Raw genomic sequence first — 14,748 nt, forward strand, 5'->3', positions numbered from 1 at the left:
CTTTATGCGTTTGCTTTCTATTCTTATTTTTCTTTTAGCCTTTGTGGTTGTGGTACTGGGAGCCACCACGCGTTTAAAAAATGCGGGCCTTGGTTGTCCCGACTGGCCCGGTTGCTATGGGCACTTGTTTGTTCCTCAGTCGTCCGATGCTATTGGCAAAGGGCCTTTGTCCTACCAACAAGACCCAAATCATAAAGCTTTGGAGCCCGAAAAAGCCTGGGCCGAAATGATTCACCGGTATGTGGCGGGAAGTTTAGGGCTGCTTATCATAGTTAATCTTATTTTATCTATCACCAACAAAAAAAACAGACGCTTATCGCTTATTATATTTGCAGTTGTGTTGTTTCAGGCTTTGTTGGGAATGTGGACGGTTACGCTTAAACTGCATCCGCTTATTGTGATGTCGCATTTAACGGGCGGTATCACGGTGCTAACGCTTGCCACCGTATTGGTTTACCGGCGTATGGAATGGCAAGTTCAGGGGAATATCTCGCGCGGGCTGTTTGTTTTAACGCTTGTGGCGTCTATTGCTTTAGATATTCAAGTTGTGTTGGGTGGTTGGACATCTGCTAATTATGCTGCACTTGCATGCCCCGATTTTCCTACCTGCCAGGGTCGTTTTGTGCCGGAAATGGATTTTAAAGAAGGCTTTTTATTGCCTATGCACTTTGGTGCTAATTATGAATATGGTGTGATGGGGGTACCTGCCCGCACAGCCGTGCACATGACACACCGTATGGGAGCCTTAGTGGTATTTTTATTATTAAGTTTAACGGCCATTCTTAATATAAGGCAGGGCTTTATATTTAAAAAATTAGGTTGGGTTATTTTAGTTCTTCTTATTGTACAAATTTTATTGGGTATTTCTAACGTGGTGTTTAACCTAAGGTTGCCTATTGCTGTATTGCACAATGCTAACGCTGCACTTTTGGTGCAAGCAGTAATGACTTTACTTTTATTTCAAGCTACACTTAAAAATCGCCATTTATAAGTACCATCTCAAAATTTCCACGTGGGTTTTTAAATATTTTTTCATTTTTTAATTCTTCTTTTTTAAGTTCAAAAATACCAATCACATCATCGGTAATAAAAAAGGGATCAATCAATTCTTTTTTAATAAGCCACTCTTCTTCGTCGCCCTCCCACACAATCATGAGTACATGATCTGCATTTTCTACCGAGTAATCCCAATCCCAAAGTGCCATTTTATTGTAAAAGAGTTCCTGTTTGGGTGCTTGATAAGCCGTGTCGCCCCATTCGCACATGCTGTACAGACTATTATCTTTGGATAAAAAAGGTCCTGGTATAAATGAGTGCGTGCGCAGAGTGGGGCGGTATTCGTTTTTATTGATATCGGAGAGTGTTCCTTGTGCCATGTGCATGAGCAGTTGTTTGTCATAACTGAAAACCTTTTTATTATAAGGGATAATGGCATAGTGAATATTGGCATAAAATCCACCTTCGCCCTCATGAATTACCTGCGTTTTACCGGTGAGGGGATGAACGCCAATGCTATCGATAATCTTAGAATCTTCGTAATCGTAGGTGATAGTTACTTTTTTAAGCAGCAGTACATTTTTGCCATCCATTTCGCTTCCTGTTTTATATTGATCATTTTCTAAAGCATCTCGATCAACCAATTGAATGGATGGCACATGGTTTAAAATATCGTCTTTAGCGTTATAAAAAAAGTTATTGTGTCTACTGTATAAACGAGGGCACAGCTGCGGTAATGCTGTTAGCGATTGTGGCCTTGAGTTTTTATCCAAAATTATATCTTCGCGCAGATGAATATTGTTGAAGTCGTCCGGCTTTTCTAAGGGGTAAAGTACAAACCCTCCTAACGGACCTTCTAGTTTAAGTGTAAAAGGGTAAGTGATGTGTTGTGGGAGATAGAGATAGTAAACAGAATTTTCGTATTTAGTTTTAAGTTCGTTTATTCCAATATAAAAACGAGTGAGTGGTGGGGCGGTAACATGTGCCAAGCGGTATGTCTCCTGAGCCGCAGCTGGCACGGATAAGAGCAGGATTAAATAATAGGTTTTCATCCTGTTTAACATCCTATACAATCATAGCATACTTTAATTTTATATGTTCGATTCTCTTAAAGCTGCCAATCGTTTGCGCTGGGATGGGTCCATTCGGCCCTTTTATGAAGTTTATTATCTCAAATTGGTTGACACACAGCGTCGTTTTTCGTTTTGGGCGCGGTATACGGTTTTAGCGCCTAAAAACCCTGAAGAAGCCCCTACGGCAAGCCTTTGGGGAATAGTGAGCGATCCACAGTTGGGTGTGGTGGCTCTTAAAAAAACGTATTCGCTCTATGAAGTAGATATTTTTCATCAAGATCACTTTATTCAAATTTTACAAAATCATCTTTCGGTAGATAAAACCTATGGTGTTATTGAGGAAGATGGAAAAAAAATAGAATGGGATTTGCATTTTGAAGATCCTACCGAAGCTCTTACCTTGTATCCTCACAATTTTTTATACACACTGCCTTTTCCCAAAACAAAATTTTTAGAGCCACGCCTGTCTACCTTTGTTTCGGGCAGTATCACGGTAAACGAAGAGCGTATTGCTTTTGAACGCCTGGAAGCCCATCAGGCGCATTTATGGGGTACAGCGTATGCACAAAATTGGGCTTGGGGTAATTGTAATCAATTTCACGAAGATGCCTCTGCTGTTTTTGAAGGCCTTTCGGCGGTTATTAAGTTGGGTCCATTTAGATTAAAAGCGCATCTTTTTTATTTTATATGGAAAAATAACGAATACAAAGCAACCGGCATGTGGCGTTGGTTAAAAAATAAGAGCACGCATAATTTATTGGTGTGGCAGTTTGAGGCGATAGCCAGCGGCTATAAGTTTGTAGGCACCATCAAACGCAATACGCCCGATATCATCGGCGTAAATTATGAAGGTCCTAACGGCGAAAAACGTTTTTGTCATTCCAGCATGATGGCTACCATGGAATTAAAAGTTTTTGAGAAACAAAAGAAAGAATGGATTTTGGTAGATACACTCACGTCCCATAGTGCTGCCTTTGAAACGGTAGACCCTGTGGCCGATCCTTTGGTTAGTTTTGTTTTATAATTTCAAAACCTTTTTCTTTTCCAATAACAGCATAATCTAAATTTTTAGCGGTTTTGAGAATGGCTAAATAAGCATGAGCCAGTTTTTCAAAATTTTTATCCTGTTTAGTTTGTTTGGCCCAAGTATAAAAACCTTCCATACCTTTTAAAAATTTTCCTTGGGGTGAAATATATAAATAATTATCTTCAATCGTTTGAATTTCATCTGCATGCAAAATAGTGTTGGGAGCATAAATAATTTTTTGTTCTTTGAGGCGGTAGTAAACTAGTGGTGCCTTTCCTATTTTTTCGATGCGTCCATCTTGTGTGAGTTTTACCAGGTGTCGATGAATGGCGGCCGGTGTGAGACTCAAGGTTTGAATCAATTCATGAGGGCGGATTTCTTTTTTTTCCTTGAGTAGCGAAAGAATCAGCTCTTTGGTGGAGGAGTACATAGTATATAGTATAGTGTATACTATGTACTCTATACAAGCTAAAAAACATAAGTATTTTCAATATTTTAACTTTTTAATCGGTTTTTCCAAAGGGTCACCGCAGTTTTTATGGCTTCTTTAAACGCGCTGGCATTAGCTTTATTTTTTCCCGCAATATCAAAGGCTGGGCCGTGGTCGGGGGATGTTCGGATAATGGGGAGGCCCATCGTTAAATTAACTCCGCGGTCAAAATCCAAAGTTTTAAGCGCAATCAAACCCTGGTCGTGATACATGCACACTACTGCATCGTATTTAACCTTTTTAGCTTCATGAAAAACAGTATCAGGGGGTAGTGGGCCAACTGCTACAATTTTCTTTTTTTGTGCAGATTTTATCGCCGGAATAATTTTAAATTTTTCTTCATTGCCAAACATGCCGCCTTCACCTGCGTGAGGGTTTAAACCGCACACCGCAATTTTTGGTTTTTTAATTCCAAAATCTTTTTTGAGCGATGCATGTGTAAGAATAATTTTTTCTAAAATCTTTTTGGGGGTAATCAGCGCGGGAACTTTTGCTAGCGGCACGTGGATCGTTACCAGCACCACCTTAAGTTGCGGTGAGGCCAGCATCATGGCCGAGTTTTTTGTTTCTGTAACGTCTGCTAAATATTCTGTCTGCCCTGGGAAAGGAAAACCTGCGAGTTTCAAATGCGTTTTACTAACCGGTGCTGTTACCAAGGCATCGCATTCACCCATCATCACCGCTTGTGTGGCTTGATCAAGCGCTTGTGCACTTAATTCTCCTGCTTTTCTGAGCGATATTATTTTATTGAAGGGTGTTCCAAAAATTTCAAACCGCGCTAACTTTTTAATAGCAGGATCTTTTAAAGCTTTTTGCGTAATCTCCCAGCCGATCCCTAAGGGATCGCCCAAAGAGATAGCGATCACGGGTTTTGATTTTTTCACGGCGCTTTAATGTTTACAAAATGATACGATTTGGTTTGGGCCAAATATTTTTGAAGTTCAATTTCTACACGTCCGTTAAAATACATATCGCGAACGGCTTCTTTTACCTGCAAAAAGGGCAAAATAGTGGGTTTGCCTTTTTCTAATACTTTAAAAATAAAAACACCGTTACCACTCATAGGAATGGGGTCCGAAATTTTTCCCTGCGGTAAACGCGTTAAAATTTGAAGCAAGCCTGGTTTTAAAGTGGCTGTATCTACCAGTCCAGAGTCGCCGCCCTTAGAGGCAAAAGCACCTTGAGAATATTTTTTAGCAAGCTCGCTCCAGCTTGCGCCTTTTTGAAGGCTTAAGGCTGTTTCTTGTACAAAAGTATTAAAAACTTTTCCGGCTGGAACTGTCATGGGCGTTAAAAACATTTCTAAAAAGCGGATTTGTCCATAGCCCATAAAATAGGAAGAGTGAGCTTTGTAGTATTGTTCCAAATCGTAATCCGAAACTTTTACCTTGGGCATAATAACTTTTTGCATAAATTGCTGGCGCTTAATGTCTTCTTCGGCGCGTTCGCGATACAACTCAAATTTAATTCCTGCTTCATCAAATTTCTTTTTAAGCTGATCTACTGTCATACCCTGTTCGCGTGCTTTGGAGGATATTAAATTATCAATTTCGGCGCTTGTAACAGTAATGTTTTGTTTTTCAATTTCGGCGTTTAAAATGGCACGGTTAATAAGTTCTTCAATAAGCTGAGTTTTGGTGATGTTAGGATTTTTAACCGGGATGCGCCCACTTTTAATAAAAGCATAGGCTTCGTCTACTTCCGATTGTGTGATTACTTTGTTGTCTACAGTAGCCACAATTTTATCCACCATTTGTCCGGCGTGGGCAAAAAGAGGAAATAAGAAAAAAAGAGAAAGGAGTATTTTTTTCATCATAATATAATGAAGCCTACGGTAGAATTTTTAGCTCAATAAAACAATTATTTTTTATTGAGGTTATCCACTAACGTTACCTGGGATGCCGCCATTACCGAAGCGTACCATTTTTCTTCTTCTTCTTTCATACGGCTTGTCCGTATTTCGGCGGCAATACGGTTTTTTACTTCGTCCAAAGTTTTTGTGTGTTCGGGGCGTTTATCAATAAGCTTAAAAATGTGATACCCATAAGGGCTCTTAATTACAGGACTTAATTCGCCAGGTGCCAGTTTAAAACAGGCCTCATCAAATTCTTTGGGATGGGTTCCCCTTATAAAATAATCCAGTTCACCGCCTTCCGCGCGATCGGGCGAGAGCGAATGTAAAATGGCCATTTTTGCAAAATTTTCGCCGGCTACTAGTTTTTTGCGAATATCGTCGGCTTTTTCTTTGGTGTTGGTTACTAAATGACGCACTTTTACACTTTCGGGTTCCTTCATTTCTTTTAAATGATCTTTGTAGTAATCGGCAATTTCCTGATTGGTAATTTTAATGTTGTCGTAAACGGCTTGTTGTACAATTTTGCGTACCCACAAATTTTCCTCGGTTACTTCGCGCCATAAAGCATAAGAAATATTTTGTTCTTCAAAAAAAGCCTCAAATTCGCGGTCTGTGTAACCTTTTTTAAGTTGTTGGGTGCTTAGGGCTTTTTCTTCATCGGTAAGCCAAATGTTGTTTGCCTTGCCCCAGTCGGTAATCACACGGTTTTTAATGGCTTTGGCCAATATTGTTTCTTTAAGGGTATTGAAGCTGTCTTCATTGTTAAAAGCTTCTTCGCCTACTTTAGGTTTTTCTAATTCAAGCCGTACACGTAAATCTTCGGCTGTAATAGAATGGCCGTTTACCAGGGCTAATACCTCGGCGGGACGCGGGCCCTCTTTGCGGGTAAGGCACGATGCCAAAAGCATCAAGCACACAATCAATATTTTTTTAGATAAACGCATAGCAAGCCAATACAAGTAAAGGCAGCAGAATAGTTATGGAGTACAACATATATCCAAAAAATGAAGGTGTTTTAAGCCCGGTACTATCGGCAATGGCTTTAACCATAAAATTGGGGCCGTTACCAATGTAAGTCATAGCTCCCATGGTTACCGAACCCATGCTGATGGCTTTTAAAATGGTTTCGGGTACACCGGCAACAAGCACATCGGTGCTTTGTGCAAGCGATTGCCCCAAGGTAAAAAAAGTAAGATAGGTAGGCGCGTTATCGAGAAAGCTTGATAATATTCCCGAAGCCCAAAAAAACTGGTGCGGTGAGTTAATGCCAAGAGACGCTCCGTTGATTCTGAGCAATTCAAGTGCTGGTACCATAGCAATAAAAATGCCAATAAACAAAACTGCCACTTCAATGATGGGACCAAAACTAAAATGATTTTTGGTGCGGATATGAATTTTTGTACGAAAATGCGAGAGTAGAGCAAAAAATAACATGCCAGCTTCTCTTAATGGGCTGTCTAAAAATACGCATCCCAACACACCTGCTAACCATAAAAAATTAAGTTTGCCTTCCAGTTTAAGGGGAACAATGTGTGTTTTGTCGCGCTTAATATCTTTTTTAGTTTCCTTTTTATAGGCCAGGGTATCCCAAATAAAAAAGATGGTGAGAAGAGTGACGGTAGCCACAGCCCACTCGGGCAGCATTTTTAGTGTCCAAAAAAATGGAACCCCTCTTAAAAAGCCCAAAAACAGTGGTGGATCACCAATAGGTGTTAAAAGTCCTCCCACATTACTCACTAAAAAAATAAAAAAGATAGGCAGGTGATGCGTGTGATGCCTTTCGGAATTGGTTTTAAGCAACGGACGAATAAGCAGCATGCTGGCGCCGGTAGTGCCAATGATACTGGCCAGTACCGATCCTAGTGCTAAAAAAAGGGTATTGGTGATGGGCTTTGCTTCTAGGTCGCCTGTGAGCAAAATACCTCCGGCAATCACAAAAAGAGAGCCCAGTAAAATGATAAACGAGACATATTCATTTAAACTGTGCATGAGTAAATGCGGCTTTTCAAACAAGAGCAAAACTAAAACAGGCGATGATATTCCTAATGAAATCAAGGCTTTATTCTTGTTATTCTCCCAAAAATGAGGCGCTGCCAGCGGCAAGATAGCAATGCAGAGTAAAATGAGCACAAAGGGGATAACCCATAGGGGCGAAAAAGAAAATGTTTCCATATAAGTTGCTTCATAATTTAAGTTTTTTGCCTTGTATAGAATAAAATAAAAAGAGACATGAATACCCATTCATTCTGGCTTGACAGGGGTATGGGCGTATGGTACTCGCGGGTTCTTTTTAGAGTTTGACAAGTCAAATTGATGCCCATTTTGCAGCAATTTATTTGGTCAGAAATAGCCCTTTTTAGGGTTTAAGAAATCCATGATTAACCTTACTCCTGATTTCACATTTTTTTACATGTTAGGCATCTTTGTTGTGGTTCTTTTTGCTCTTAATGCCTTGGTGTTTCAACCTACACTCAAAATTTTGGAAGCTCGTCACGGTCAAACCGATAAGCTTAAAGATACCGTTACATCATTAAATGAAGAAACAGCACGTTTATTAATTCAGTACGAAACACATATTGCAGAAGTGCGTGCCAAAGGTTCTAAAGAACGCGAACGTTTGGTAACCGAAGCCCGTGACAAACAACATAAAATTGTGGATGCCGCTCGTGCCGAAGCTGAAAAAACCTTGGAAGGCATGCGTGGCGATATTAATCATGCAATGAAGGAAGCCACTCTCCAAATGCGCCAGCATGTACAGGAACTTTCACGCGATATTGTGGCCCGTTTACTTGAAAGAAAGGTTGCATGAAGCGCATTTTACCCCTCATCACCTTTTTGTTAATTCAAACGTCTAGCGTGTGGGCTAGCGAGCACGAAGCCCATGGCAACATGTGGCAAGATTATCTGTATAAATGTATCAACTTTTTTATTTTAGTATTTGTTTTGGTGTGGGCCATTAAAAAGCCGGCCATTGAATATTTTAAAGCCCGTTCTTTGGCTATCCGTGAATCTATCGAAGGTTCCCGTCGCGTATTTGACGAAGCGTCGCAAAATAACCGTGCTATTCGCAAAAAAATTGAAAACCTCGAAAAAGAATCTACCGAAATTCATGCCAGCTACATCGATTCGGCCAATGCTGAATCTAAAAAAATTATGGAAGAAGCTGTGATAGCTGCACAAAAAATGCGTGACGATGTACAAAAAGTAGCAGGGCTTGAACTTAAAAAGGCCAAAGAAGAATTGCGTGAAACTGCTATTGTTTTAGCTAAAGAACTGGCCGAAAAAGGAATTAAACAAGAATTAAACGATGCCGATAATGCCCGTTTGTATCAAAGCTATGTGGGCCGCATAAAGGAGATGGCATGATTGAATTATCGATAGCCCGTCGTTATGCTAAGGCGCTCTTTGATGTGTCGCTCGAAACGTCCACACCTGAAGCCGTGCTGAGTCTTGTATTAAAAGTGGCCGATGCTTTTGGTGTGCAGCACGATTTGTTGGCTACACTTTCCAATCGTTTTATCGACATTAACGCTCGTATTAAAGTGGCCGAAGAAATTGCACTTAAAGTTGGAGCTACTGCCGAAGTTGTTAATTTTTTAAAATTACTCATTAAAAAAGGTCGCCTTACTTTGTTTCCTCAAATTCGTGATTCGTTTAAAGCTTTGGTGTTGGAGCATGCCGGCAAAATGGAAGCTCGTGTTACAACGGCCGCTGCTTTAACCGATGCTCAATATAACGAATTGGCTGGTTTATTAAGTGGTGTTACCGGCAAGCAGGTATCCATCATTAAAGATATTAAAGAAGAAGTTTTAGGTGGTATTAAGGTGTATTTGGGTGGCGAAATTTATGATGCCACCATCAAGTCGCAACTCAATAAATTAACCGAAAATTTACGCAAAGAAGTGTTTAGTTAAAATAGAAGGAAAAAAATATGCAAATTAGAGCCGATGAAATTAGTGATATCTTAAAAAAACAAATTAAAGATTACGATAAAGTGATTGACCGTGCCGAAGTAGGTACTGTTATCTCGGTGGGTGACGGTATTGCCCGTATCCACGGTTTAGATAAAGTAATGGCCGGCGAACTTTTGGAATTCCCTGGCAGCATCAACGGCATGGCCTTAAACCTTGAAGAAGGTGATGTGGGTGTGGCCATCATGGGAAGTGACGTTACCATTCGCGAAGGTGACATTGTAAAACGTACAGGCCGCATTGCCGAAGTTCCTGTGGGTGAAGCGCTTATTGGCCGTGTGGTAAATGCGTTGGGTCAGGCTGTAGACGGCATGGGTCCTATTGCTGCTAAAGAAAATCGTCGTATCGATATTAAAGCTCCTGGTATTGTTAAAAGAAAATCGGTTCATGAACCCATGCAAACTGGTATTAAAGCGATCGACGCCATGATTCCTATTGGTCGTGGACAACGTGAACTTATCATTGGTGATCGTCAAACCGGTAAAACCGCTGTGGCTGTTGACACCATCATCAATCAAAAAGGTCAAAACGTTTTCTGTTTTTACGTGGCCATTGGTCAAAAACAATCTACTGTGGCTCAGGTGGTTGAAAAATTAAAACAACATGGTGCTATGGATTACACCACCATTGTTGTGGCTAACGCTTCCGATCCGGCTCCCTTACAGTTTATTGCTCCGTTTACCGGTTGCACCATGGCTGAATATTTCCGTGATACCGGCCGTCATGCACTCATCGTGTATGATGATTTGTCGAAGCAAGCTGTGGCTTACCGTCAGCTTTCTCTCTTGCTCCGTCGTCCTCCCGGCCGCGAAGCTTATCCTGGCGACGTGTTTTATCTCCACTCTCGTTTGCTTGAACGCGCTGCTAAATTATCCGATGCAGAAGGTGCAGGTTCACTCACCGCTCTTCCCATCATCGAAACTCAAGCGGGTGACGTGTCGGCGTATATTCCTACAAACGTGATTTCAATTACCGATGGTCAAATTTACCTCGAAGCCGATTTGTTTTACTCGGGCGTACGTCCTGCGGTGAACGTAGGTTTATCGGTATCGCGTGTGGGTGGTTCGGCTCAAATTAAAGCCATGAAAAAAATTGCCGGTACGCTTCGTTTAGATTTAGCTCAATACCGTGAATTGGCTGCTTTTGCCCAGTTTGGTAGTGATCTCGATAAAGCTACTCAGGCCCAGCTTAACCGCGGTGAACGCTTGGTGGAACTTTTAAAACAAGGCCAATACGAACCCATGAAAGTGGAAATGCAAGTTATTCAAATTTTTGCAGCTTCTAACGGTTACGTCGATGACTACCCTGTATCGGCTTTGCAACGTTATTTAAAAGAGCTCACTTCGTATTTAGAAGCAAAAAGAAGCGATGTGGTTCAGCTTTTAGCTACCAAAAAGTCTCTCGATGACGATGTGGTAAAAGCTTTAAAGCAAGCTTTGGATGAGTTTAAGAAATTATTTGTAATTTAATTGGTATAACAAAAATATGCCTTCATTAAAAAATATTCGTAAGCGTATTGTTTCTGTAAAAAATACGCAGAAGATTACAAAAGCCATGAAGATGGTGGCAGCAGCAAAGTTGCGCCGTGCTTCTCAGGCTGTGGAAGCGTCACGCCCTTATTCCAAGGGCATGAAAAAAATTATTGCCTCTATTGCTCTTAAAACATCCGATTTTTCGCATCCTTTGTTTGTAGCCAAAGAAACTCCCAAAAAAGTTGCGGTGCTGGTTTTTACCAGTAATCGTGGTTTGTGCGGCGGCTTTAACAGCAATTTGCTTCGTAAATTGGAAAACGCCATCAAAACAGATATGGGAACGCGCGAACAAATTGATGTGGATGTAATTGGTAAAAAAGGTCGTGATTTTTATTCATCGCGTAAGCGTAATGTAAGTAATGTTTATTTGGAATATGCCGATAGCTTTACTTTTGCCGATGCCGAAAAATTGGCTCAAGGCATGGTGGCTGGTTTTAACGAAGGCAAGTACGACGAATACTATTTTGCTTTTAACCAGTTTAAATCGGCGTTAACACAAATTGTAACCATCGAAAAATTACTGCCCATTTCTGTAGATGCTTTTAAGGGCGATAATGCGCAAGGTGATAACTTGGTAGATTATATTTATGAGCCAGGAAAGATAGAAGTGTTGGAACAAGCTCTTCCTCGCTATTTAGCACAACAATTATATCAAGCTCATTTAGAATCGGTAGCTAGCGAATTAGGTGCCCGCATGACGGCTATGGATAATGCCACACGCAATGCGCGCGATATGATGGGTAAATTAACCTTGCAGTATAACCGTGCCCGTCAGGCTGCCATCACAACAGAATTAATGGATATCGTAAACGGAGCAGAATCAATTAAGTAAAAAATAATTTTTTTAATGAATCAGAAACGAGGTCTTTATGACAGACAATAAATTAGGAAAAGTAACTCAAGTAATCGGTCCTGTGTTGGACGTGCAATTCCCTTCCAGCGATTTGCCCGCTATTTACACAGCGTTAACGCTCACCAACCCTGGTATTAATGACCAGCCCGATAACTTAATTGTAGAAGTGGCTCAGCACTTGGGTGAAAATACCGTGCGTTGTATCTCGATGGATACCACCGATGGTTTGGTTCGCGGTCAGCCTGTAAAAAATACCGGTTCTCCCATCCAGATGCCTGTAGGTCCTGAAGTATTAGGACGCATCACCAACGTGGTGGGTCAGCCTGTGGATGAAATGGGCCCTGTAAATGCTAAAAAGACTTTGCCCATTCACCGTGCCGCTCCCAAATTTACCGAACAAGATGTGAACGTACAGATGTTTGAAACCGGAATTAAAGTAGTGGACTTACTCGCTCCTTATTCTCGTGGTGGTAAAATTGGTCTCTTTGGTGGTGCGGGTGTAGGTAAAACCGTTCTCATCATGGAACTCATCAACAACGTGGCCATGCAACATGGTGGGTACTCCATCTTCGCTGGTGTAGGCGAACGTACCCGTGAAGGTAACGATTTATGGCATGAAATGAAAGATTCGGGCGTATTAAGTAAAGCAGCTCTGGTTTACGGACAGATGAACGAACCCCCTGGAGCTCGTGCTCGTGTGGCTTTATCGGCTCTTACTGTATCCGAATATTTCCGTGATGTTGAAGGTCAGGATGTGCTTTTATTCGTTGATAACATTTTCCGTTTCACTCAGGCTGGTTCGGAAGTGTCGGCTCTTTTGGGTCGTATTCCTTCGGCCGTGGGTTACCAACCTACCTTGGCTACCGAAATGGGTAACTTGCAAGAACGTATTACCACCACCACCCGTGGTTCTATTACTTCGGTGCAAGCCATCTACGTTCCTGCCGACGATTTGACCGATCCTGCTCCTGCAACCACCTTTGCTCACTTGGATGCTACAACCGTGTTGTCGCGTCAAATTGCAGAATTGGGAATTTATCCCGCGGTGGATCCTTTGGATTCTACCTCGCGTATCTTAAGCCCTCAAGTAGTAGGCGATGAACATTACAAAATTGCGCGTCAGGTTCAGCAGATCCTTCAGCGTTATAAAGATCTTCAAGATATTATCGCCATTTTAGGTATGGACGAACTTTCTGAAGACGACAAAATGCTGGTGGCTCGTGCCCGTAAAATCCAAAAATTCTTGTCGCAACCTTTCTTTGTGGCCGCTCAGTTCACGGGCCTGGAAGGTAAGTATGTAAAAATTGCCGACACCATCCGTGGCTTTAAGGAAATTTTGGAAGGTAAGCATGATGATTTGCCTGAACAGGCTTTTTACTTAGTAGGAACCATCGAAGAAGCCCGTCAAAAGGCTGAAAAGTTGGCCGCGTAATAAAGGAAAAAATGGCAAACATGACCATTGAAATTTTGTCTCCGTCCAAGGCTCTCTTAAAAGGAGAAGCCAGCGAAGTAATTGCGCCGTCTGTAGCCGGTGAAGTGGGAATTTTACCCCAGCACACCGAATATTTAACGGCACTTCAGGAAGGCAAGCTCATTGTAAAACAAGCCGACGGAGCTAAAGAATTTAACATTACCGGCGGCTTGCTCACGGTAGAATCCAACAAGGTAACAGTACTTGTAGATGGTTTGGCAGCTTAGTTTTTTCTGCATGAAAAAAGCCGCAAAAATATTCCTTAAACTCGCGAGTGTTTTTTTCTTTTTACTCTCCATTATTTTGTGCGTTACTTCTCTAGAACGCGCTCTTCTCCCTTATAATTCCGAAGGCCGTTATTTTGATCCTCAGGTGAATGTTGTTTGGGATGAGGGGTCTGTTTTTGTTTACGGTTTTTTGGCAGCGGTCTTCTTTCTTGTTTCTATCCTTGTTCTTTTTTTACAGAAGTATATAAAAGTAGAGAAATAAAGGATGCACTATGGCCAAAGAATTTGCGCTTAAGAATTACAAACTCCCCGACAAATATGGCCAGTGGCTTGGCTATAAAGTTCAAAAAGTAAATCCCAAAAAAAAATCGGCGTTATTGGAACTTGATTTAAAAGAAAAACATCTCTCACCGGCCGGACGCATTCATGGTGGTGTTATTTCGGGCTTTTTTGATTTTGCCTGTGGTGCTGCGGTTTTTTTAACCATGGGCCCCGAGGATTTTTGCTCTACGGTAGAACTCAAAGTAAATTACTTTAGCCCGCTTAATGTAGGCGACACTCTTATTTGTGAACCTAAAGTGATGTTTAAAGGTAAAAAGCTCTGTGTGGTGCATGCTATCCTTTATCGAAAAGGTCAAAAACAACCGGTGGCTATGGCTACGGGCACGTTTAATGTGGTGAGTAAGGCGTTACAGAAAAAGTAATTAATGATCCCAGCTCAATTTTACTTTCTTTTTGGCTTCCATGCAGTCGCGGAGATAATAATTAATCAAACTTTGGTAATTAATCCCCGTTTCTTTGGCAAGATTTTTAAAATAGAGAATAACTTCATCATCTAGTCTAATGCTAATTTGTTGTTTTAGTTTTTTAGCGTAAGGATTTTTAGTGGCTTTTGAAAAATCGTAATTTTTTCTCATAAGGTACTTTCCCTATAAATTTTTGCTTCCTGCTTATTGGCTCTTCTTGCAGAAATAATTCTAATGGTAGAAGTGTCGTGGCGATAGCAATGACAAACTACCAAAATTTTAAATGTGTTGCTCATTCCCAGTAAAATATATCGTTCTTCATCTTGTGAATGATCGGGATCAGAAATTAATTTACCAAGAGAGTCATAAAAAACGGTTTTTGCCTCGTTAAATGAAATTCCATGTTTCAGCAGATATTTTTAGCCTTAACAGGATCCCATTCAAATTGAATTATTTCTCTCATATATATACACTATAATTACATTATATACCATACTTAAAATCACA

The 14,748-nt window shown here is 41.0% G+C and carries 18 protein-coding genes and 1 pseudogene; 11 read left to right on the forward strand and 8 right to left on the reverse strand.

Features of this window, described 5'->3' with window-relative positions:
• The first annotated feature begins 4 nt into the window (after nucleotides 1–4).
• On the forward strand, nucleotides 5–991 hold the full coding sequence (locus K1X76_01230) for a COX15/CtaA family protein (GenBank protein ID MBX7147682.1): 987 nt from the start codon (nucleotides 5–7) through the stop codon (nucleotides 989–991).
• Here the strand turns inward: K1X76_01230 and K1X76_01235 are convergent.
• Entirely contained in the window at nucleotides 972–2,048 is a 1,077-nt protein-coding gene (locus K1X76_01235) for a hypothetical protein (protein MBX7147683.1), read from the reverse strand. The genes K1X76_01230 and K1X76_01235 overlap by 20 nt on opposite strands.
• Nucleotides 2,049–2,091: 43 nt before the next feature.
• Between K1X76_01235 and K1X76_01240 the strand changes: the two genes are divergently transcribed.
• A complete protein-coding gene (locus K1X76_01240; protein MBX7147684.1) occupies nucleotides 2,092–3,093 on the forward strand; it encodes a hypothetical protein in 1,002 nt (333 codons plus the stop codon).
• On the opposite strand, the gene K1X76_01245 is transcribed toward K1X76_01240, so the two are convergent.
• The 5 genes from K1X76_01245 to K1X76_01265 form a co-directional block, all read right to left on the reverse strand.
• The gene (locus tag K1X76_01245; GenBank protein MBX7147685.1) at nucleotides 3,077–3,526 is read right to left on the reverse strand and encodes a winged helix-turn-helix transcriptional regulator; all 450 of its coding nucleotides are present in this window, start codon (nucleotides 3,524–3,526) and stop codon (nucleotides 3,077–3,079) included. The two genes, K1X76_01240 and K1X76_01245, sit on opposite strands and share 17 nt — an antisense overlap.
• Before the next feature lie 65 nt (nucleotides 3,527–3,591).
• Complete coding sequence (gene pdxA, locus K1X76_01250) at nucleotides 3,592–4,470, reverse strand: 4-hydroxythreonine-4-phosphate dehydrogenase PdxA (GenBank protein MBX7147686.1); 879 nt, start codon at nucleotides 4,468–4,470, stop codon at nucleotides 3,592–3,594.
• Entirely contained in the window at nucleotides 4,467–5,402 is a 936-nt protein-coding gene (locus tag K1X76_01255; GenBank protein MBX7147687.1) for a SurA N-terminal domain-containing protein, read from the reverse strand. Before K1X76_01255 ends, pdxA begins: the two co-directional genes overlap by 4 nt.
• Before the next feature lie 44 nt (nucleotides 5,403–5,446).
• Nucleotides 5,447–6,385, reverse strand: coding sequence for a peptidyl-prolyl cis-trans isomerase (locus K1X76_01260; GenBank protein ID MBX7147688.1), 939 nt, complete (start codon nucleotides 6,383–6,385; stop codon nucleotides 5,447–5,449).
• Nucleotides 6,372–7,613 carry a sodium:proton antiporter gene (locus tag K1X76_01265; GenBank protein MBX7147689.1) on the reverse strand — a complete coding sequence of 414 codons (1,242 nt, stop codon included), beginning with the start codon at nucleotides 7,611–7,613 and terminating at the stop codon, nucleotides 6,372–6,374. The genes K1X76_01260 and K1X76_01265 overlap by 14 nt, the downstream gene beginning before the upstream one ends.
• Before the next feature lie 202 nt (nucleotides 7,614–7,815).
• Here K1X76_01265 and K1X76_01270 point away from each other — a divergent pair, with 202 nt between their 5' ends.
• Genes K1X76_01270 through K1X76_01310 form a run of 9 tightly spaced genes read left to right on the forward strand, consistent with a single transcriptional unit; the run spans nucleotide 7,816 to nucleotide 14,199 of the window.
• Entirely contained in the window at nucleotides 7,816–8,250 is a 435-nt protein-coding gene (locus tag K1X76_01270) for an ATP synthase F0 subunit B (GenBank protein ID MBX7147690.1), read from the forward strand.
• Nucleotides 8,247–8,807 (forward strand): ATP synthase F0 subunit B, encoded by a 561-nt coding sequence (locus K1X76_01275; GenBank protein MBX7147691.1) that lies wholly within the window; start codon nucleotides 8,247–8,249, stop codon nucleotides 8,805–8,807. The genes K1X76_01270 and K1X76_01275 overlap by 4 nt, the downstream gene beginning before the upstream one ends.
• A complete protein-coding gene (gene atpH / locus K1X76_01280; protein ID MBX7147692.1) occupies nucleotides 8,804–9,355 on the forward strand; it encodes an ATP synthase F1 subunit delta in 552 nt (183 codons plus the stop codon). The genes K1X76_01275 and atpH overlap by 4 nt, the downstream gene beginning before the upstream one ends.
• A 17-nt stretch (nucleotides 9,356–9,372) precedes the next feature.
• Nucleotides 9,373–10,881: a F0F1 ATP synthase subunit alpha gene (gene atpA, locus K1X76_01285; GenBank protein MBX7147693.1), complete on the forward strand. Its 1,509-nt coding sequence runs from the start codon at nucleotides 9,373–9,375 to the stop codon at nucleotides 10,879–10,881.
• 16 nt (nucleotides 10,882–10,897) lie between these two features.
• Complete coding sequence (atpG, locus tag K1X76_01290; GenBank protein MBX7147694.1) at nucleotides 10,898–11,776, forward strand: ATP synthase F1 subunit gamma; 879 nt, start codon at nucleotides 10,898–10,900, stop codon at nucleotides 11,774–11,776.
• A gap of 37 nt (nucleotides 11,777–11,813) precedes the next feature.
• A complete protein-coding gene (gene atpD / locus K1X76_01295) occupies nucleotides 11,814–13,229 on the forward strand; it encodes a F0F1 ATP synthase subunit beta (GenBank protein ID MBX7147695.1) in 1,416 nt (471 codons plus the stop codon).
• Nucleotides 13,230–13,249: 20 nt separating this feature from the next.
• Complete coding sequence (gene atpC / locus K1X76_01300; protein ID MBX7147696.1) at nucleotides 13,250–13,495, forward strand: ATP synthase F1 subunit epsilon; 246 nt, start codon at nucleotides 13,250–13,252, stop codon at nucleotides 13,493–13,495.
• 10 nt (nucleotides 13,496–13,505) lie between these two features.
• A complete protein-coding gene (locus tag K1X76_01305) occupies nucleotides 13,506–13,757 on the forward strand; it encodes a hypothetical protein (GenBank protein ID MBX7147697.1) in 252 nt (83 codons plus the stop codon).
• A 10-nt stretch (nucleotides 13,758–13,767) separates the two neighbouring features.
• Complete coding sequence (locus tag K1X76_01310; GenBank protein MBX7147698.1) at nucleotides 13,768–14,199, forward strand: PaaI family thioesterase; 432 nt, start codon at nucleotides 13,768–13,770, stop codon at nucleotides 14,197–14,199.
• On the opposite strand, the gene K1X76_01315 is transcribed toward K1X76_01310, so the two are convergent.
• The gene (locus K1X76_01315) at nucleotides 14,200–14,412 is read right to left on the reverse strand and encodes a BrnA antitoxin family protein (protein MBX7147699.1); all 213 of its coding nucleotides are present in this window, start codon (nucleotides 14,410–14,412) and stop codon (nucleotides 14,200–14,202) included.
• Nucleotides 14,409–14,704, reverse strand: a pseudogene (locus K1X76_01320) (BrnT family toxin). Before K1X76_01320 ends, K1X76_01315 begins: the two are co-directional and overlap by 4 nt.
• Nucleotides 14,705–14,748: the final 44 nt, after the last annotated feature.

The sequence above is a fragment of the bacterium genome, from assembly GCA_019695305.1.
Lineage (GTDB): Bacteria > UBA10199 > UBA10199 > UBA10199 > JAIBAG01 > JAIBAG01.